The sequence below is a fragment of the Mesorhizobium sp. P2_D1 genome (assembly GCF_056404455.1).
The window spans coordinates 51,216-70,012 of the sequence record NZ_JBFUDZ010000003.1 but is presented as its reverse complement, the minus strand read 5'-3'; the positions used below and the strand labels follow the sequence as shown (position 1 = coordinate 70,012).

Annotated in this window: 18 protein-coding genes; 14 read left to right on the top strand and 4 right to left on the bottom strand. The window is 64.1% G+C overall.

What is annotated here, in order from left to right:
• Positions 1-23: 23 nt before the first annotated feature.
• The 3 genes from AC1D0I_RS04495 to AC1D0I_RS04485 are packed head-to-tail and all read right to left on the bottom strand — an operon-like array spanning position 24 to position 2,884.
• On the bottom strand, positions 24-506 hold the full coding sequence (locus AC1D0I_RS04495; protein WP_111544741.1) for a MarR family winged helix-turn-helix transcriptional regulator: 483 nt from the start codon (positions 504-506) through the stop codon (positions 24-26).
• Complete coding sequence (locus AC1D0I_RS04490; protein ID WP_477393345.1) at positions 506-2,077, bottom strand: phytoene desaturase family protein; 1,572 nt, start codon at positions 2,075-2,077, stop codon at positions 506-508. Before AC1D0I_RS04490 ends, AC1D0I_RS04495 begins: the two co-directional genes overlap by 1 nt.
• Positions 2,078-2,092: 15 nt before the next feature.
• Positions 2,093-2,884 (bottom strand): cyclase family protein, encoded by a 792-nt coding sequence (locus AC1D0I_RS04485; protein WP_095084285.1) that lies wholly within the window; start codon positions 2,882-2,884, stop codon positions 2,093-2,095.
• Between the two features lie 119 nt (positions 2,885-3,003).
• Between AC1D0I_RS04485 and AC1D0I_RS04480 the strand changes: the two genes are divergently transcribed.
• The 13 genes from AC1D0I_RS04480 (at position 3,004) to AC1D0I_RS04420 (ending at position 16,620) form a co-directional block, all read left to right on the top strand.
• Positions 3,004-4,578 carry a phytoene desaturase family protein gene (locus tag AC1D0I_RS04480; protein WP_477393343.1) on the top strand — a complete coding sequence of 525 codons (1,575 nt, stop codon included), beginning with the start codon at positions 3,004-3,006 and terminating at the stop codon, positions 4,576-4,578.
• A gap of 110 nt (positions 4,579-4,688) precedes the next feature.
• Entirely contained in the window at positions 4,689-6,218 is a 1,530-nt protein-coding gene (locus tag AC1D0I_RS04475) for an ABC transporter substrate-binding protein (RefSeq protein WP_477393341.1), read from the top strand.
• A 90-nt stretch (positions 6,219-6,308) separates the two neighbouring features.
• Positions 6,309-7,316, top strand: a complete 1,008-nt coding sequence (locus tag AC1D0I_RS04470) for an ABC transporter permease (RefSeq protein WP_477393339.1) — start codon at positions 6,309-6,311, stop codon at positions 7,314-7,316.
• Positions 7,309-8,157 (top strand): ABC transporter permease, encoded by an 849-nt coding sequence (locus AC1D0I_RS04465; protein WP_477393337.1) that lies wholly within the window; start codon positions 7,309-7,311, stop codon positions 8,155-8,157. The genes AC1D0I_RS04470 and AC1D0I_RS04465 overlap by 8 nt, the downstream gene beginning before the upstream one ends.
• Positions 8,154-9,032 (top strand): ABC transporter ATP-binding protein, encoded by an 879-nt coding sequence (locus AC1D0I_RS04460; RefSeq protein WP_477393335.1) that lies wholly within the window; start codon positions 8,154-8,156, stop codon positions 9,030-9,032. The genes AC1D0I_RS04465 and AC1D0I_RS04460 overlap by 4 nt, the downstream gene beginning before the upstream one ends.
• The gene (locus AC1D0I_RS04455) at positions 9,025-9,858 is read left to right on the top strand and encodes an ATP-binding cassette domain-containing protein (protein WP_477393334.1); all 834 of its coding nucleotides are present in this window, start codon (positions 9,025-9,027) and stop codon (positions 9,856-9,858) included. The genes AC1D0I_RS04460 and AC1D0I_RS04455 overlap by 8 nt, the downstream gene beginning before the upstream one ends.
• A gap of 78 nt (positions 9,859-9,936) precedes the next feature.
• The gene (locus AC1D0I_RS04450) at positions 9,937-10,536 is read left to right on the top strand and encodes a VOC family protein (RefSeq protein WP_477393332.1); all 600 of its coding nucleotides are present in this window, start codon (positions 9,937-9,939) and stop codon (positions 10,534-10,536) included.
• Between the two features lie 139 nt (positions 10,537-10,675).
• Complete coding sequence (locus AC1D0I_RS04445; RefSeq protein ID WP_477393330.1) at positions 10,676-12,970, top strand: bifunctional salicylyl-CoA 5-hydroxylase/oxidoreductase; 2,295 nt, start codon at positions 10,676-10,678, stop codon at positions 12,968-12,970.
• A complete protein-coding gene (locus AC1D0I_RS04440) occupies positions 12,967-13,740 on the top strand; it encodes an SDR family NAD(P)-dependent oxidoreductase (protein ID WP_477393328.1) in 774 nt (257 codons plus the stop codon). The genes AC1D0I_RS04445 and AC1D0I_RS04440 overlap by 4 nt, the downstream gene beginning before the upstream one ends.
• Positions 13,734-14,204 (top strand): MarR family winged helix-turn-helix transcriptional regulator, encoded by a 471-nt coding sequence (locus AC1D0I_RS04435; protein WP_095082573.1) that lies wholly within the window; start codon positions 13,734-13,736, stop codon positions 14,202-14,204. The genes AC1D0I_RS04440 and AC1D0I_RS04435 overlap by 7 nt, the downstream gene beginning before the upstream one ends.
• The gene (locus tag AC1D0I_RS04430) at positions 14,201-15,013 is read left to right on the top strand and encodes an enoyl-CoA hydratase family protein (RefSeq protein ID WP_477393326.1); all 813 of its coding nucleotides are present in this window, start codon (positions 14,201-14,203) and stop codon (positions 15,011-15,013) included. The genes AC1D0I_RS04435 and AC1D0I_RS04430 overlap by 4 nt, the downstream gene beginning before the upstream one ends.
• Positions 15,013-16,161 carry an acyl-CoA dehydrogenase family protein gene (locus AC1D0I_RS04425; protein ID WP_477393324.1) on the top strand — a complete coding sequence of 383 codons (1,149 nt, stop codon included), beginning with the start codon at positions 15,013-15,015 and terminating at the stop codon, positions 16,159-16,161. Before AC1D0I_RS04430 ends, AC1D0I_RS04425 begins: the two co-directional genes overlap by 1 nt.
• Before the next feature lie 63 nt (positions 16,162-16,224).
• Positions 16,225-16,620 carry a RidA family protein gene (locus AC1D0I_RS04420; protein ID WP_477393322.1) on the top strand — a complete coding sequence of 132 codons (396 nt, stop codon included), beginning with the start codon at positions 16,225-16,227 and terminating at the stop codon, positions 16,618-16,620.
• A 7-nt stretch (positions 16,621-16,627) separates the two neighbouring features.
• Here AC1D0I_RS04420 and AC1D0I_RS04415 read toward each other — a convergent pair whose 3' ends face one another.
• Positions 16,628-17,719 carry an LLM class flavin-dependent oxidoreductase gene (locus AC1D0I_RS04415; protein WP_477393321.1) on the bottom strand — a complete coding sequence of 364 codons (1,092 nt, stop codon included), beginning with the start codon at positions 17,717-17,719 and terminating at the stop codon, positions 16,628-16,630.
• Between the two features lie 123 nt (positions 17,720-17,842).
• Here AC1D0I_RS04415 and AC1D0I_RS04410 point away from each other — a divergent pair, with 123 nt between their 5' ends.
• On the top strand, positions 17,843-18,619 hold the full coding sequence (locus AC1D0I_RS04410; RefSeq protein WP_477393319.1) for an HpcH/HpaI aldolase family protein: 777 nt from the start codon (positions 17,843-17,845) through the stop codon (positions 18,617-18,619).
• Positions 18,620-18,797: the final 178 nt, after the last annotated feature.

Below are 18,797 nucleotides of genomic sequence, written 5' to 3'. Positions count from 1 at the left end.
GCCGGCGCCGGCGGCGCGTAGGTCTAGATGTCGTGCTTGCGAATGTTTTTGAGCATCTTCAAAAGTGTGGCGATGAGCGCCGAATATTCGGCGTCGTCGATATCGTCGAACATCGCCTCGAACGCGTCATGCATGGCCGGCCAGGCGCGGGTGAACTCGGCGCGGCCATCGTCGGTCAGGAAGACATGGCGGATGCGGCTGTCGGTGACCCCTTGCTCGCGCCGCACCAGGCCCTGGCCCTCCAGAGTGTCGAGCGTCCGGCTCAAGGTCGACTGCTCGATCACCGTATAGACCGAGAGATCGTTGACGGTGATGCCGTCGGTGACCGACAGCACGGCCAGCGTGCGGACCTGCGGAATGGTCAGCCCCTGTTTGCGGAAATCGTCGCGCAAAGTGGCGTTGTAGCGGCCCATGATGCGGTTCATCAGATAGGGCGCGAATTGCTGCAGGCCGATCTGCCCCAAGGTGGAAATGCGCTGGCGCTTTTCCGCGACCTTCTGTTCCATCACAGCCTCCCCGCCAGGAGAAAGCCGGAGCCGCCGCCGAGGCCGGCACCCGGATGGGTCGAGGCGCCGATATGGTGGAGGCCCTTGATGCCGGTCTGGTGGTTGCGGCTGGTCTTGAACGGGCGCCACAGGAACGACTGGTCGATGGTCGAGGAGCCGCCATAAGGATCGCCGCCAACCAGATTGATGTTCATTGTTTCGAGATCGGCTGGCGAATAGGCGCGGCGCGCGATGACGCTGTCCTTGAAGCCGTCGATATGGCTGGCGAGGATGGCCTCGACGCGGTCGGCATAGGCTTCGCGCAGCGTCTCGGTCCATTGGCCATCGGCCGGTGTCCCCAGCTTGCCGGCGGCGTCGCCCTTGATGTGCCGCGGTGCCTCGGGCAGTTGCAGCCACAGGATCGCCTTACCCGGTGGGCAGCGTGAGGGATCGAGCGCATGCGGCTGGCCCACGCAGATGGTCGGAACCTCCGGCAGCATGCCGCGCGCCGCCTCGTTGCAGGCTTTCGACACGCCATCCAGTCCCGGCGTCAGGTGCAGCAATGCGACCTTGTCCAGGCCTTCGCCGCGCCATGCCGGCGGCTTGTCCAGGGCATAGTGGATCTGGAAATTGCCTTTGCCGTAACGGTACTTCCGCGTCGCCTCGGCATCGCCCCTTGGAGCGTCAGCGCCGAGCAGCCGGCCATAGAGTTGCGTCGGCGTGACCGAGCAGATGACGCTCTTCTTCGCATTGACCGTTTCGCCCGAGGCCAGCCGCACGCCGGTGGCGCGACCTCCAGTCAGGATGATGGAAGCAACGTCGGCTTCGGTGGAGATGACACCGCCGCGCTCGGTGATGAGCGCCTCGAAGGCTGACAGCAGGTTCTTCGCGCCGCCCTTGACGATCGGCGCGCCGGCCGCCTCCAGCGCAAAGGCGATGACCTTGGCGATCTGGCCGGAGAAAGCATCTTCCGGTCCGAGCCCGGCATGCAGCACCCAGGGTGCCCACAGCGCGCGGATGGTTTCCGACTGGTAGGTGCTTTCGAGCCAGTTGCGCGCCGGCACCAGCGCTTCGCCGAGAAAGGCGGCAAGGCCGCGCGGCCCGCGCCGCCAGCCGTCGCCAGCCAAAAGCTTCGCCGTCGGATAGGACCACAGGCTGCCGCCGAGCAGGCCGAACAGCAGGCCGGCATTGCGTTCGATGCCACCGACATCGTCTGCATGCCGGTCGCCGTCGCCTGCGGCGATGGCATTGAGCGCCGCGATGTTGGCGGCGCGGTCGGTGCCGAGCACGGCATGGCTGCCGTCCGGCCGCAGCACGCCGGTCGGCGTGCCGGTGTGGCAGAACTCCAGCCCGTGCCGGGCGAGGTCGGCGCCCAGCGCCGCAAAGGCCGGTGAGGTGATGAACAGCACGAAGGTCGTCGCCATCACGTCATGGATGAAACCGGGCGCGGTGATCTCCTCGGTGCGCATGCAGCCGCCAATGCGGTCGTTGCGCTCGAGGACGAGCACCTTCGCGCCCTTGCCGCCAAGCATCGCCGCGCAGACCAGTGCGTTGATGCCGCTGCCGACGATGATGTGATCCGGCGGGCTCACGTCAAACGCTTTCGCTTAGCCCTTCGGAACAAGCGCCAGCGCGCGGATAGGGCTGCCGGTGCCATGTTCGATCTTGAGCGGCGCCGCGATCAGGATCGCACCCTTCGGCGGCAACTGGTCGAGGTTGCAGAGGCTGGCAAGCCCGTAGCGGTTGGCCTTGTGTATGAGCGTATGCGCCGGGAATGGCGGCTCCATGCCGCCGGCCTTGCCGGCATCTGTGCCGATCGTCTCGCTGCCCCAGCCCTTGATGTCTTTGCTGATCAGGAACTGGATGGTTTCCGCCGTCGGACCCGGCGTGTGCGGGCCGGTCTCGTTGGCGTTGAGGAACTCGGCTTCGGAGCCATTGCGCTTGTACCAGTCGGTGCGCATCACCACCCATTCGCCGGCATTGATCGCGCCATGCTTGGCTTCCCACGCCTTGACGTGGTCGACGGTGAGCAGGAAATCGTGGTCGGCGGCGGCTTCCTTCGAGCAGTCGATGACATTGACCGGGCCGACGAAGTTCTGAGCCGGAATGGTGTCGGTGGCGCCGTCGGGATAATCCTTGCCGGTGATCCAATGCTGCGGCGCGTCGAAATGCGTGCCCGAATGTTCGCCGAGCTTCAACCAGTTCCACGCCCACCAAGGGCCGTTCTTGTCATAGCGGGAGATGTTATGGATTTCGACCTTCGGCGTGTCGACGGCGAGTTCCGGCGGCAGCTTGATCAATGGCGTGTTGGGGCCGAGCGGCGCCGACAGGTCGACCACCTTGATGGCGCCTGAAAGAAGCTGGCCGGCGACTTCGCCGAGGAGTTTTTGGGTGTCCATGGTCTCTGTTCCCTCTTTCGTGATGATGATCAAGGCTCGTCTCGGCCCTTAATATCCTACTAGACGAAAACATATGCATCTGCAATTATCTTTAAGCATAAAGGAAATGGGACCGGGGCGTGAGCGAGTTCGACGCCATCTTTGTCGGGGCGGGCCACAACAGTCTGGCATGCGCCGCGCATTTGGCGCTTATAGGCTGGAAAACCCGGATTTTCGAGCGCAGTGCAACAATCGGCGGCGCCGTCCAGACCCGCGAATTCACCCTTCCCGGCTTCCGCCACGATTTCGGCGCGATGAATTTGAGCTTGTTTGCCGGCTCGGCCTTCCACCGGAAATATGCAAATGAATTGAACCGCCAAGGGCTGGAGTTCGCGCCGGTCGCCGACTGTTTTGCCAGCGCCTTCCCTGACGGACGCTGGTTCGGCGTCAGCAACGACCTGGAAAAGACCGCCTCGCGCATGGCCGCCTTTTCAGCCGCGGATGCCGCAACATGGCGCAGGCTGGTCGCCGCCTTCCCGGCGGAGGCCGAACATCTGTTCCGGCTGCTGGGATCGCCGATGAGTGCCCGCGCGCTTGCCGGCACGGCATGGAACCTGTGGCGCAAGAAGGGCATGTCCGGTGMGCTCGACACCAGCCGGCTGCTGCTGTCCTCACCGCGCGCCTGGCTTGAGGAGACCTTCGAGTCGCCTCATGTGCGGACAACGCTTGCCACCTGGGGCATGCATCTCGACTTCGCGCCCGACATCGCCGGCGGTGCGGTGTTCCCCTATCTGGAATCGATGGCCAACCAGAGTTTCGGCATGGTGCTGGGCAAGGGCGGGGCAGATACCATCATCCGGGCATTGTCCGGCATGGTCACATCTGCTGGCGGAACAATCGTCACCGGTGCCGAGGTGGCGGAGATCACGGTTTCCGCCGGCAAGGCGACCGGCGTGCGGCTCGCTTCCGGCGAAACGCATACCGCGACCAAGGCAGTCATCGCCGGCGTGGCGCCCAGCGCGCTGACCGGCAAGCTGCTGCCCAATGGTTCGGGTGACGCCGGCTTCGACACGGCGATGAAAGAGTTTCGCCACGCACCCGGCACGATGATGATCCATCTGGCGCTCGACGACGTGCCGGACTGGCGCGCCGGCGCCGAGTTGCGGCAGTTTGCCTATGTGCATCTGTCTCCCTCGCTCGACGCCATGTCGCGCACCTATCAGCAGGCGATGGCAGGCATGCTGCCGGACGAGCCTGTGCTGGTCGTCGGCCAGCCGACGGCGATCGACTTGACGCGAGCGCCCACGGGCAAACACGTGCTGTGGGTGCAGGTGCGCATGCTGCCCGCCGAAATCCTGGGAGATGCGGCCGGCAAGATCGCACCGGCGCATTGGGACAAGGTCAAGGACAACTACGCCGAGCGCGTTCTCGACATCATCGAGAGCTACGCGCCCGGCCTGCACAACAAGATCCTTGGCCGGGCGGTGTTTTCGCCCATCGATCTGGAGCGCGAGAACCCGAACCTCGTCGGCGGCGACCAGGTCTGCGGCAGCCACCATCTGGCGCAGAATTTCCTGTTCCGTCCGGCGCGCGGTTTTGCCGGCTGGAACACACCGATCGGCAATCTGCATCTCACGGGGGCCGCGACATGGCCGGGCGCAGGTACCGGTGCCGCCTCAGGCTACATGCTCGCGCAACAACTTGGCGGGAGGTAGGAGCCCTAGGATTTTCTGGGTGAGAAAGGGCAAGGCGCTGCTGCCCAAGGAGCTGAAACGATGAACTGAGATCGCCGCGCAAAGACAATAAACCAACAAGGGGAACGACCATGACAATCAACAGACGCGAATTGCTCGGATACAGTGCCGCGGCACTCGGGGCGGCCGCTATCGGCCTGCCGCAGATCGCCAAGGCCGCTGCCGGCGAACTGACCATCGCCTATAATGTCAACCTGCCGTCCTGGGATCCGACGACCGGACCTTCGGCCGTCAACCCGACGATCCAGGGCCTCTACCAGTCGGTGTTCGACCAGTTCATCCCGCAAAAGCCGGACCTTTCCTTTGCGCCGGGCCTGCTCACCGAATGGGGCTGGAACGACGACCGCACGAAGATCATGATGACGGTGCGCGAAGGCGTGACCTGGCATGACGGCTCGCCGTTCACGGCCGAGGACGTGGTCTGGTCGCTGCAGCGGGCGGGTGACGAGAAGACCGGCAACCCGATCCAGTTCGTCTGGAAGAACGTCAGCAATTTCAAGATCGACGGCAACAAGATCACCGGTGACGTCGTGCAGTTCGACCCGGTGTATTTCAAATGGATGTCGTTCCTGACCGGCTACATCATGCCCAAGGCCTACTACGAGAAAGTGGGCGCGGAAGGTTTCGAGAAAGCGCCGATCGGCACCGGACCCTACATGGTGGAAAAATTCGAGCGCAACGCCTTCTTGCGGCTGAAAGCCAATCCGAACTACTGGGGCGGCAAGCCGGCCTTCGAGAATGTGACGATCAAGTTCGTTGCCGATGCGGCAAGCAGGGTCGCCGAAATCGAGTCCGGCTCCTCTCAGGTGACGCTCGAAATCCCTTATGAGGAGTACGACCGGCTGATCGCCAAGGACGGGCTTGCCGGCTCGTGCAAGAACGTCTCCGATATCGGCATGATCTTCTTCAACGACATCGAGGCGATGCTGGACAAGAACGTCCGCCAGGCAGCTGTGATGTCGATCGACAAGAAGCTGCTGGTCGACCGCCTGCTGCGCGGCTACGGCCAGCCGATCGACACGCTGGAGACGCCGGAATACACGGCTTACGATGCGTCGATCAAGGTCGAGCACAATCCGGAAAAGGCCAAGGAACTGCTCGCTGCTTCMGGCTATTCGCCGGAAAAGCCGGTCAAGTTCACCATMCARACGACCAAGGGCTTCAAGCCCAAGGACTACGAGATGATCCAGGCGATCGTCGGCATGTGGCGCAAGGTCGGCATCGAGGCGACGATCGAGGTCTACGAGATCGCCAAGCACTACGAACTGCGCGCCGCCGACAAGCTGGCGCCGGCCGCGTTCTACAATTGGGGCAATGCCATCGGCGATCCGACCACCTCGACCGGTTTTGCCATGTATGGCCCGAGCCCGCATTCGGTGTGGGACAGCCAGGACCTGATCGACATGATCAACCCGCTATGGGGCGAGAAGGACGAGGCCAAGCGCGTTGCCGGCTGGAAGGCGGTCGACAAATACATCGCCGAGCAGGCCTATGTGCTGCCGCTGATGCAGTATGCGCAGCCGATCGTGCATGCCAAGGGCGTTAATGTCGTGCAGCACGTGTCCGGCGCGTTGCTGCCTGCACTTATGACTCCGGCCTGATATCGGCCTGGGATTGCCGCGCGCCGTCCATCGAGACGGCGCGCATTTCCTATCCGGCATACGAGCCAGCTGGCTCCTGCAAAGATTTACATGCTTCTGCAAAGATTCCTGATCCGTCTTCTGACGATGCTGGTGACGCTGTTCGGCGTTGCCGTCGTCGTCTTTGTCGTGATCCGCGTTGCTCCGGGCGATCCGATCGCGATGATGCTGCCGCCCGGTGCGACGGACGCCGACATCGCCCGGCTGCGCGCCCTCTACGGACTCGACAAAACCATCGTGCAGCAGTTCTTCATCTGGCTGTCCGGCGTGGCCCGAGGCGATTTCGGCACCTCGATTTCGCTGCGGCAGGATGTGCTTGGTCTCGTCTTCAACCGGCTGCCGGCGACGCTGGAACTCGCCATCGTTGCCCTTCTGATGGCGGTGACGATCGGCGGCACGACCGCGATCCTCGGTGCGCGCGAACGCGGCACGGCGGTCGAGGCCGGCATCGATATCGCCAGCGGTGCAGCGCTTTCCATTCCCGACTTCCTGTGGGGCCTGGTGCTGATCCTGCTGTTCGGCGTGCTGGTGCCGATCTTCGACATTTCCGGCCGGGTGTCGCCGCAGCTCGACCTGCCCTTCGTCACACAGTTTTATCTGGCCGAGAGCATCTTGAGACTCCGCTTCGATCTCACCTGGGATCTCCTCAAACACATGCTGATGCCGGCGGTTGCGCTGGCACTGCCGCTGGCGGCGATCATTTCGCAGTTGTTGAAACAGTCGCTGAAGGAAGTGCTCGACCTCGACTATGTCGTGCTGGCGCGGGTGAAAGGSTTTTCGGAAACGCAGGTSATCCTGCGCGARGCGCTGAAGAACGCMGCYYTGCCRACRCTGACSCTKGTCGGCGTGCAATTCACCTTCCTSATYGGCGGCACGGTCATCGTCGAACGGCTGTTTTCCTATGAAGGCCTTGGCAATATGGCGATCGATGCCGTCATCAACCGCGACCTGCCGCTGATCCAAGGCATCGTGCTGGTCTTTGCGCTGCTGTTCGTRYTGATMAACCTCASCGTCGACATGATGTATGCGCTGCTCAATCCGAGGCTGCGCCATGGATGAGGGGCGCGCTCGAAGGCGTGGCGTATCCCCGCGCTTGTGGCTGGCCGGCGGCTGGCTGCTGCTGGCGCTGCTGGCCGCGATCTTCGCGCCGCTGGTCGCRCCRCAGGATCCTCTGGCGCAGGATTTGATGCTGGAGCGGCTGCCGCCGTTCTGGATGAGCGGCGCCGARCCCGGCTATTGGCTSGGCACCGACAGCCTCGGCCGSGATYTGYTGTCSCGRCTGATCTTCGGCGGCCGTATTGCCTTCATCGTCGCCTTCGCCGCCGCCATCGYCRCGTGCCTGGTCGGCTCGACGCTSGGGCTGATATCGGGCTATTTCGGCGGCTGGGCCGACCGCATCATCTCGCGCATCGTCGACGTCTGGATGGCCTTCCCGCCGGTGCTGTTCGCCATCCTGCTGGTCGCCGTGCTCGGCACCGGGCTCAGTTCCGTCATCATCGCCATTGCGGTCATCGACTGGACGCGTTTCTGCCGGGTGATCCGCGCCGAGACGATGGGCCAGTCGCGCATGGACTATGTCGAGAATGCCCGCATCGCCGGCTATGGCCGGATCGGCATCATGCTGCGCGAAGTGCTGCCAAATGTGGTGCCGTCGATCGTGGCGCTGCTGTCACTGGAAATGGGCATCGCCGTCATCGTCGAGGCGATCCTCTCCTTCGTCAATCTGTCGATCTCGACCGACGATCCGACCTGGGGCGGTATCATCGCCGAGGGTCGGATTTCCATCCACCAGGCCTGGTGGGTGCTGGTGTTTCCGCTGATCACGCTGATCCTGACGGTGCTGTCGTTCAGCCAGTTCGGCGAGGCGTTGAAGACGCGTTTCGACCCGGTGTTGCGATGAGCGCTTGCCTCGACATCAGGGACTTGAGCGCCGTGCTGCCGAACGGCCAGCGCGTGCTGCGCTCGGTGTCACTCTGCGTGCATCCAGGAGAGGTCCGCGCGCTGGTTGGCGAGAGCGGCGCCGGCAAGACGATGATCGGCAAGGCGGTGCTTGGCGTCTTGCCGTCGAGCGTGCGCATTGTCGAGGGCGACATGCTGCTTGAGGGCGAAGACCTCGGCAGGCTGCAGCCAAAGGCAAGGCGCACGCTGATCGGTGCCCGCACGGCGCTGATCCCGCAGGACCCGCTGACCGCGCTCAACCCGTCACGTCGCATCGGTTCACAGATGACCGACCGGCTGGTGCGCATCCTGGGCTGGAGCGGTGAGAGGGCCGATACCCGAATTCGCCAGTTGCTCGACGAGGTGCAGATCCGCGACCCCGATCGCGTGCTGAAGACCTACCCGCACGAGCTTTCCGGCGGCATGCGCCAGCGCGTGCTGATCGCCGCCGCCTTCGCCGCCGAACCACGGCTGATCGTCGCAGACGAACCGACGACTGCACTCGACGTCACCGTGCAGAAGCAGATCCTGCGGCTGATCGCGCAGTTGCAGCGCGACCACGGCACGGCGATCCTGTTCGTCACCCATGATCTCGGCGTCGTCGCCAAGATCAGCCAGAARGTGTCGGTGCTCTATGCCGGCAARGTGGTSGARGARGCCGAGACKGCTGCCCTCTTCGCYGCCCCRCARCACCCCTACACRCGGGCGCTGATGGCSGCSACRCCGCGCTACACCGATCCMTTCGCCTCGCTGAAGCCGGTGGACGAKGCGGTSCTGGCCGGGCTWGCCGCSGAGATCRCSGCMGCMGACCWGGCSTGGRGGCGGCCSCATGGYTGAGCCGCTGTTTTCCGTGCGCGGGCTGAAGGTCGCSYTGCCCGACATGACRCGCAAGCCGCTGATCGGCCGCGCGCCGCTGGCCGAGATCTTGAAAGGCCTGGACCTCGACCTGCCCAGGGGCTCGGTGACCGGCATYGTCGGCGARTCCGGRTCSGGCAAGTCGACSCTCGGCCGCGCCCTGGTGCGCCTGCTGGAACCCAGCGCCGGCAGCATCAACTTCGACGGCCGCGACATCACCCATCTACCGGAAGCGGAACTCAGGCCATTGCGCCGCGACCTGCAGATGATCTTCCAGGATCCGATGTCGTCGCTCAACCCGCGCCGCACCATCGCCAGCATCATCGCCGCACCACTGAAGCAGAATGGCCTTGGCGACAATCTGAAGGCGCGCGTCGCCGAAGCCTTGCAGCGCGTCGGCCTGCCGCAGAGCTTCGCCAGCCGCTACCGCCACGAACTGTCGGGCGGCCAGCGCCAGCGCGTCGGCATTGCGCGCGCGCTGGCGCTGTCGCCGAAATTCGTGCTSGCCGAYGAGATCGTCTCCGGYCTCGACGTGTCGACRCAGGCGCAGATCYTGACCCTGCTGGAGAAGCTKGCRGCSGAGATGGGCCTGACMGTCGCCTTCATCAGCCACGAYCTGTCGGTCATYCGGCGGCTGTGCCGGCAAGTSATCGTCATGCGCGAAGGTGTGATCGTCGAAGCCAGCGCCACCGATGCCCTGTTCGACAACCCACGGCAAAGCTACACGCGCGACCTGATCTCAGCCATCCCGCTGCCCGAAATCGATGCCGGCTGGCTGGATATCCCTTCCGCCGCCAAGGCGACATGAATGCAAACGCACGCCGAAAAGCGGGCCTCGGACGTGCGACCGCCAAATGACCAGGCCCACCCATGGAGGAGGACTGACATGAAGACGAAAGTTCGAAACGCCACGCTCGCCGCCGCCATCCTTGGCAGCGCCGCTATTGCCGCCGCCAGCTCGATCCCCGGCATGCGCGGCCACGATCACACCGGCATCACCGTTCCCGACATGAAGCAGGCGGTCGACTTCTTCACCGAAGTCGTCGGCTGCAAGAAGGCGATGTCGTTCGGGCCGTTCGCCGACGACAAGGGCACCTTCATGCGGGATTTGCTGGGCGTCGATCCGAAGGCCGTGATCGAGGAGATCACCCTGGTTCGCTGCGGCTATGGATCGAACATCGAACTGTTCAAATACACCGCACCAGACCAGAAGGATCTGACACCGAAGAACAGCGACATAGGCGGCTTCCACATCGCCTTCTATGTCGATGACGTCGCCGCCGCCAAAGCCTATCTCGATGCCAAGGGCGTCAAGACGCGGATGGGGCCGCTGCCGGTCAAGGAGGGGCCGGCCGCCGGCCAGACCATTCTCTATTTCCAGGCGCCCTGGGGGCTGCAGCTCGAAGCGATCAGCTATCCCTCGGGAATGGCTTACGAGAAAGGCGCCGAGACCGTGCTGTGGAGCCCGAAGAATCCGGAAAAATGATTGAAGACGCGCTTGCGCCACGTCACGCAAGCGCGCCTTCGTGATATCCGGATAATCATTTCGATATGAAACTTTAAGCTTGAAATAATTCGCCACCGGCGCGATACTGGGACCAGCAAGCGAAGAGGAGATCGCACAGATGAAGGTTGCGGTTCTCGGCGGCGGACCAGCCGGCCTCTATTTTGCCATCTCGATGAAGCTCAGGGACGCCGCGCACGACGTGACGGTGTTCGAGCGCAACCGCGCCGACGACACATTCGGCTGGGGCGTCGTGCTGTCGGCCGAGACGCTAGACAATTTGTCGAAGAACGATCCGGTCAGCGCCGTCTGGATCAAGAAGCATTTCGCCTACTGGGACGATATCGCCGTCATCCATGACGGTGTGCGCACGGTTTCGACCGGCCATGGTTTCTGCGGCATCGGCCGCAAGCGGCTGCTGGTCCTGCTGCAGCGGCGCGCACGCGAACTCGGCGTCAAGCTGATGTTCGAGACCGACATCGCCGATCCCCGGCCCTATATGGAGACGCATGATCTGGTCGTCGCCGCCGACGGCCTGAATTCCAAAGCGCGCAACACCTTCGTCGACGTCTTCAAGCCCGACATCGACACCCGCAAGTGCAAGTTCGTCTGGCTCGGTACCAACCAGAAATTCGACGACGCTTTCACCTTCATCTTCGAGAAAACCGAGCATGGCTGGGTGTGGGCGCACGCCTACCAGTTCGACAGCGACACCGCGACCTTCATCGTCGAGTGCAGCGAACAGACTTGGGCTGCTTTCGGCTTCGGCATGATGTCGCAGCAGGAATCGATCGCCGTCTGCGAGCGCATTTTTGCCAAGCATCTTGGCGGTCATGCACTGATGACCAATGCCAACCATATTCGTGGTTCGGCCTGGATCAATTTCCCGCGCGTGCTGTGCGAACGCTGGTCCTACAAGAACCTGGCACTGATGGGCGATGCTGCCGCATCGGCGCATTTCTCGATCGGCTCCGGCACCAAGCTGGCGCTGGAAAGTGCCGTGGCGCTGGCAGAGTATGTCGAGTCCGAGCCGGACCTCGACGCCGCGTTCCGCAAATATGAGGATGCCCGCCGCACCGAGGTGCTGAAGCTGCAGTCGGCGGCCCGCAATTCGCTCGAATGGTTCGAGGAGGTCGAGCGCTATCTCGGCCTCGATCCGGTGCAGTTCAACTATTCGCTATTGACCCGCTCGCAACGCATCAGCCACGAGAATTTGCGGCTGCGAGATGCCGCATGGCTGGGCGGCGCGGAGGAATGGTTCCAGCGCCAGGCGGGTGCCGGCGGCAACAGCCTGCGCCGCGCGCCGATGTTCGCGCCGTTCAAGCTGCGCGACATGGCACTGCAGAACCGCATCGTCGTCTCGCCGATGGCGCAGTACAAGGCCGTCGACGGCTGTCCGACCGACTGGCATTTCACCCACTATGCCGAACGCGCCAAGGGCGGCGCCGGCCTCATCTACATCGAGATGACCTGCGTCAGTCCGCAAGGGCGCATCACACCAGGCTGTCCCGGCTTCTATGCGCCCGAACATGAGGTGGCGTGGAGGCGACTGGTCGATTTCGTCCACACCGAAACAGAGGCGAAGATCTGCGCCCAGATCGGCCATTCCGGCGCCAAGGGCTCGACCCGGCTCGGCTGGGAGGGCACCGATGTCCCGCTGCCCTCTGGCAACTGGCCTGTGATGGCGGCATCGGCCGTTGCGTGGTCGCCGCAGAATCAGGTGCCGAAGGCCATGGACCGCTCCGACATGGACAAAGTGCGCGACGAGTTCGTGGCCTCGGCCGAAATGGCCGATCGTTGCGGATTCGACATGCTTGAGATCCATGCCGCGCACGGCTATCTCCTGTCGTCCTTCATCACGCCGGTCACCAACCGGCGCACGGACGCCTATGGCGGCTCGCTCGAAAACCGCATGCGCTATCCCCTGGAAATCTTCCGCGCGGTGCGCGCCGCCTGGCCGGCACAGAAGCCGATCTCGATGCGCATTTCGGCCAATGACTGGGTCGGCATCGAAGGCGTGACCCCGGCCGACGCGGTCGAGATCGCGCGGCTGCTACATGAGGCCGGTGTCGACATCTGCGACGTCTCGGCCGGCCAGACCTCGGCATTGGCAAAGCCGGTCTACGGCCGCATGTTCCAGACACCGTTTTCCGACCGCATCCGCAATGAGGTCGGCATGGCGACGATGGCGGTCGGCAACATCTACGAACCGGACCATGTCAATTCGATCCTGATGGCCGGCCGCGCCGATCTGGTGGCGCTGGCACGGCCGCATCTCGCCGATCCCTACTGGACGCTGCATGCGGCGATTACACTCGGCGACCGCGGTGTCAAATGGCCGGATCCCTATCTGCCCGGGCGCGACCAGCTCTACCGGCTGGCCGAGCGCGACGCCGCGGCGGGGCTGAAAGTATGAGCGACGCTGCAACGATTTCCGGCAAGCATGCACTGGTTACCGGCGGCGGCTCCGGCGTCGGCCGGGCCATCGCGCTGGCGCTGGCCAGCGCCGGCATCGACGTCACCATTTGCGGCCGCCGCCAGGCGGAGCTCGCCAATGTGGTCGGGGAAAGCGACCGCATCTTCGGCATTGCAGCCGACGTCACCGACGAGGCTGCGCTGGCATCGCTATACGAGACGGCGCAAGCCGCGCGCGGCCCGTTCGACATCGTCATCGCCAATGCCGGTATGGCCGGCAGCACGCCGGCGCACAAGACCACCCTCGCCGACTGGCAGCGGACGCTTGATGTCAATTTGACCGGAGCCTTCCTGACGGTGAAGCCGGCGCTCGCCGGCATGGCGGCGCGGAAAACAGGACGAATCGTGTTCGTTGCTTCCACCGCAGGCCTGAAGGGTTACGCCTATGTTGCGCCCTATGTCGCCGCCAAGCATGGCGTCGTCGGCCTGATGCGGGCGCTGGCGGCCGAGACCGCCAAATCCGGCGTCACCGTCAACGCGGTGTGTCCGGGTTTCGTCGAGACCGAGATGCTGGAGGAGTCCATCCAGCGTATCATCGACAAGACCGGCCGTTCAGCCGAGCAGGCACGGTCGAGCCTTGCCTCGACCAACCCGCAAGGCCGCTTCATCCAACCGCAAGAAGTTGCCGCCGCCGTACTTTGGCTGTGTGGCGATGCCGCGGCGTCGATCACCGGACAGGCGATTTCCATTTCAGGAGGCGAAACATGGTAGCCGGCCCCCTGCCCGCGCCGACCGGACCCGGCAAGGACCGGCTGCGTCTGTGGATACGGCTGCTGCGCGCCTCGCGCACGATCGAGGCCGAGCTGCGCGAGCGCCTGAAGAAGGACTTCAACACGACGCTACCGCGCTTCGACGTGATGGCCGCACTCTATCGCGCGCCCGAAGGCATGCTGATGAGCGACTTGTCGCGCTTCCTTTTGGTATCGAACGGCAATGTCACTGGCATCGTCGACCGGCTCGTATCGGAGGGACTTGTCGCCCGCGCGCGGCGCAATGGCGACCGCCGCACCTCGATGGTGCGGCTGACCGAGGAAGGCTCGAAGGCTTTCGGCATCATCGCCGCGGCGCATGAAGGCTGGATCGGTGAATTGCTGGGCAAGGTCAGCGAGGACGACGCGCGCCGGCTGACCGGCATGTTGACCTCGTTCCGCAGCAACTGGGAGGGACGCGAATGACCGGGATGGCCGGCCTCGAGCCGAAGCATTTCCTCTGGCAGGTCGAGGGCAGGATCGCGAAGGTCCGGCTCGACCGGCCAGAGCGCAAGAACCCGCTGACCTTCGACAGCTATGCCGAGTTGCGCGACACGTTCCGCGACCTCGTCTATGCCGACGACATCGACGCCGTGGTGTTCCTGTCCAATGGCGGCAATTTCTGCTCTGGCGGCGATGTCCACGACATCATCGGGCCGCTGGTCAAGATGGACATGAAGCAGCTCTTGGCCTTCACCCGCATGACCGGCGATTTCGTCAAGGCGATGCTGAATTGCGGCAAGCCGATCATTGCGGCAGTCGACGGTGTCGCGGTCGGCGCCGGCGCCATCATTGCCATGAGTTCCGATATCCGCATCGCCACGCCGGAGGCCAAGACGGCATTCCTATTCACCCGCGTCGGCCTCGCCGGCTGCGACATGGGTGCCTGCGCGATCCTGCCGCGTATCATCGGCCAAGGCCGCGCCGCCGAACTGCTCTACACCGGCCGCACCATGACGGCGGCGGAAGGCGAGCGCTGGGGTTTCTACAACCGGCTGGTCGATGCCGCATCGCTTGAAGCCGATGCGCTCGACATGGCGGCGCGCATCGTCTCCGGCCCGACCTTCGCCCACGGTATCACCAAGACGCAGCTCAACCAGGAATGGTCGATGGGTCTCGACCAGGCGATCGAGGCCGAAGCGCAGGCACAAGCAATCTGCATGCAGACGCGCGATTTCGAGCGCGCCTACAAAGCGTTTGTGGCCAAGGAAAAGCCGGTGTTCGAGGGCAATTGATGGCTGACAAGAGTTTCCTTTCCTGGCCGTTCTTCGAAGACCGCCATCGCCAACTGGCCGAGCGGTTGGAGGCGTGGTGTTCGAAGAACCTGCCCGTCGATCATCATGACGTCGATGCCGCTTGCCGCGAGTTGGTGGGCAAGCTCGGCAGCGACGGCTGGCTGAAGCCGACGGCCGTAGACACGGACAATCCCGGCCCCCTCGACGTGCGCACGCTGTGTATCACGCGCGAGACGCTCGCCCGCCATGACGGGTTGGCCGATTTCGCCTTCGCCATGCAAGGGCTTGGCACCGGCGCACTCAGCCTGTTCGGCACGCCAGAGCAGCAGCAATGGCTTTCGAAGACACGTGCCGGCAAGGCGATTTCCGCCTTTGCCCTGTCGGAACCGCGCTCCGGCTCAGACGTCGCCAACACCGAAATGACGGCAACCCGCGACGGCGACAGCTATGTTCTATCCGGTGAAAAGACCTGGATCTCCAATGGCGGCATCGCCGATCTCTATGTCGTCTTTGCCCGCACCGGCGAAGCGCCGGGTGCCAAGGGGCTTTCCGCCTTTCTCGTGCCGGGCGACGCAAAAGGCCTTGGCATCGCCGAGCGCCTCGAAGTGATCGCGCCGCATCCGCTGGCGCGGCTGTCTTTCGAGCAGGTCCGCCTGCCCGCCTCGGCGCTGATCGGACGACCGGGCGACGGCTTCCGCATCGCCATGTCGGTGCTCGACGTGTTCCGTTCGACAGTGGGTGCTGCGGCGCTCGGCTTTGCCCGCCGCGCGTTGGATGAAAGCATCAAAAGGGTGGCCGAGCGCAAACTGTTCGGCGCGCCGATGGCCGAATTGCAGATGGTGCAGGGCCATGTCGCCGACATGGCGCTCGACGTCGATGCGGCGGCGCTTTTGGTCTACCGCGCCGCCTGGACCAAGGACATGGGTGCCGCGCGCGTCACCCGCGAGGCGGCGATGGCCAAGCTGTTCGCCACCGACAAGGCGCAAGAGGTCATCGACAAGGCCGTACAGCTGCATGGCGGCGACGGCGTTCGCAAAGGCCATATCGTCGAAAGCCTGTATCGCGAGATCCGCGCGCTGCGCATCTACGAGGGTGCCTCGGACGTGCAGAAGGTGGTGATTGCGCGGCAGGTGATGGGCGCGGCCTGATAGCCGGAAATTGACGGGCATTCGATTTTGAGACTTGGTTTTTGGACTACCGGGAGGTTTTGAATGCACGAGATCCTGCAGCCGCAAGGCTGGGCAAAACCTGTCGGCTACGCCAATGGCGTCGCGGCGCGCGGCAAGCTCGTCTTCGTTGGCGGACAGGTCGGGTGGAACGGCCAGTGTCAGTTCGAGACTGACGATTTCGTCGGCCAGGTGCGGCAGACGCTTGAGAACATCGTGGCGGTGCTGGCAGTAGCCGGGGCCGGGCCGCAGCACATCACCTCGATGACCTGGTATTTCACCGACAAGGCCGAATACCTTGCCAACCTCCGGGGCATCGGCGAGGCTTACCGCGAGGTAATCGGCCGGCATTTTCCGGCTATGGCCGCCATGCAGGTGATGGCGCTGGTCGAGGACCGCGCCAAGGTCGAGATTCAGGCGACTGCCGTCATTCCGGAATGACCTTTGCTTATCCGCGAAGGCCAGCCTGCCTCAAAATCGGCAGCACGTGGTCGCAGAAATAGGGCAGTTCCTGCGTGTAGTTGACGAAGGACAGCGCGATCCCCTGGTAACCCTGCTCAGCAATGGCGACCATGTCGGCGGCGATCGTTTCCGGCGTTCCTATCAGGGGATAGGTGCCGGCGCCGCCGGCGAAACGCTGCCGGTAGCGGTCATAGGCATGCGGGTCGTGCGATTGCGAGAATTCCTTCTTGCCGGCCATGTGGACATCGACCGCGTCGTGGTCGGCCATATCAACGGCATAGCGCGCGTAGTAGGCCTGCGCCTCTTCCATCGTCGGGCGGCAAACCACATGCGCCACCGTGTAGACGCCGACATCACGGCCCACCTTGTCGGCACGTTCGCGTATGTCGGCGACGTGCTTGCCGGCGTCGCCCATCTCGGAAAAGGTCGTGAACAGATAGTCGCATCTGGCGGCGGCGAAATCGCGGCCCGGCCCGCCGAAAGCGGCGTTCATCGTCACCGGGCGCGGAACTTGCAGGCTGGCCGGACGGCTGACCGCTTCCCTGAGGCGATAGTAGGTGCCTTCATAGTCTAGAGGCTCGCTCGAGGCATAAAGCCGTTCGAGGATCTCGATCCATTCGGCCGCCTGGTCGTAACCCTTTTCGACCAGCGGCGTGCCGAACATGCCGAATTCCTTCGGGTTCCAGCCGCAGACGATGTTGAGGCCGGCGCGGCCCTGGCTGATGTGGTCGACGGTCGCCAGCGCCTTGGCGGCGTAGAGCGGATGCACGAGCGGCACATGCACGGTCATGAACAGGCCGATCCGTTCGGTGGCCATGGCGAGTGCCGCTGCCCAGGTGAAGGTCTCGAACGACCATTCGCGCACCTTGTTGCGGCCGCCGAAGCCGCGCCAGCGCGCGATCGGCAGCATGAATTCCAGCCCGGCGCGGTCGGCGATCTGGGCCGCCGTCAGATTGTCCTGCCAGCTTGCCGCCCAACGTTCCGGAACATCGGTGATGGCAAGGCCGCCATCGGCATTGGTCGAAAAGACGCCGAGGTTGAGTTTGTTCGGGCCGTGCAGGGGATGCGCTTTGATCATGTCTGGAACTCGTGGCGGGAGAGCCCACGCTAGGCCCGCACGAAAATATTTCAAGCCTGAAATAGCTTCGCCTGACGGTCGTTTGCGGATATGGATTCTGGCAGAGCGAGAAAGGTGACGGGCATGAGCGAGTTTCGCCAGAAGTGTATCGGCAAGACGAACCTCGTTGGTTCCTTTGCCGCCATTCCCCATCCCGTGGCGGTCGAAGTGATGGCGCAGTCCGGCCTCGATTTTCTCTGCATCGACTGGGAGCATGCCCAGATCTCGCGCGACATGATCGAGACCATGGTGCGAGCGGCCGACGTGCATCGCGTGCCGGCGATGGTACGCGTTCCCGGCCATGCGCCGGAAGCGATCCAGGCGGCGCTGGACAGCGGCGCGCAAGGCGTGCTGATCCCACGCGTCTCGACCGCCGCCCAGGCGGCGATGGCCGTCAAAGCCTCGCGCTATCCGCCGCAGGGCGAGCGTGGCGTCGGGCCCGGCCGGGCGGCTGGCTACGGCTATCGCATTCCCGAATATCTCGCCGGTGCCAATGGCAGGATCGTCGTCGCGGTCCAGGTCGAGACATCGGAAGGGCTGGCCAACATCGAGGCCATCGCCGCCGTCAACGGCGTCGACGTGATCTTCGTCGGCCCCGGTGATCTTTCGGTGTCGATCGATGCGATCGGACCGAAAGGCGCCGACAAGCTCACCGAGGCAATCCGCAGGATCATCGGCGTCACGGTTGCGCATGGCAGGACATCAGGCATCTTCTGCGCAAAGCCGCAGGACGTCTCCCAATGGGCCGCCATCGGCGCCAGCTTCTTCGTGCTGGCCAGCGACACGATGTTTCTCGGCGCGGGCGTTGCCGCCGGCACCGCCGCCGCGCGGGCCGAGCTGGCGCGAGACGGCCGTAGCTAGCGCAAAAAGGCGTATTGGTCGGGCAACAGGCCGGTCAAACTTTTTAAGCTTAAAACTTTCGCCTTGAAAAGCGCCGCGCTTTGGATAAGCATTCCAAGATCGATGGCGACTGCGGTACCGGGCGGGCTTGCCGGGGGCAGTCCATCGTGGTGTTCCGGGTGGGAGGGGTTTCAGTCCT

Coding starts and splice junctions, on each gene's coding strand:
- AC1D0I_RS04495 (WP_111544741.1), bottom strand. CDS start 506: ATGGAACAGAAGGTCGCGGAAAAGCGCCAGCGCATTTCCACCTTGGGG.
- AC1D0I_RS04485 (WP_095084285.1), bottom strand. CDS start 2,884: ATGGACACCCAAAAACTCCTCGGCGAAGTCGCCGGCCAGCTTCTTTCA.
- AC1D0I_RS04450 (WP_477393332.1), top strand. CDS start 9,937: ATGAAGACGAAAGTTCGAAACGCCACGCTCGCCGCCGCCATCCTTGGC.
- AC1D0I_RS04445 (WP_477393330.1), top strand. CDS start 10,676: ATGAAGGTTGCGGTTCTCGGCGGCGGACCAGCCGGCCTCTATTTTGCC.
- AC1D0I_RS04440 (WP_477393328.1), top strand. CDS start 12,967: ATGAGCGACGCTGCAACGATTTCCGGCAAGCATGCACTGGTTACCGGC.
- AC1D0I_RS04435 (WP_095082573.1), top strand. CDS start 13,734: ATGGTAGCCGGCCCCCTGCCCGCGCCGACCGGACCCGGCAAGGACCGG.
- AC1D0I_RS04430 (WP_477393326.1), top strand. CDS start 14,201: ATGACCGGGATGGCCGGCCTCGAGCCGAAGCATTTCCTCTGGCAGGTC.
- AC1D0I_RS04425 (WP_477393324.1), top strand. CDS start 15,013: ATGGCTGACAAGAGTTTCCTTTCCTGGCCGTTCTTCGAAGACCGCCAT.
- AC1D0I_RS04420 (WP_477393322.1), top strand. CDS start 16,225: ATGCACGAGATCCTGCAGCCGCAAGGCTGGGCAAAACCTGTCGGCTAC.
- AC1D0I_RS04415 (WP_477393321.1), bottom strand. CDS start 17,719: ATGATCAAAGCGCATCCCCTGCACGGCCCGAACAAACTCAACCTCGGC.
- AC1D0I_RS04410 (WP_477393319.1), top strand. CDS start 17,843: ATGAGCGAGTTTCGCCAGAAGTGTATCGGCAAGACGAACCTCGTTGGT.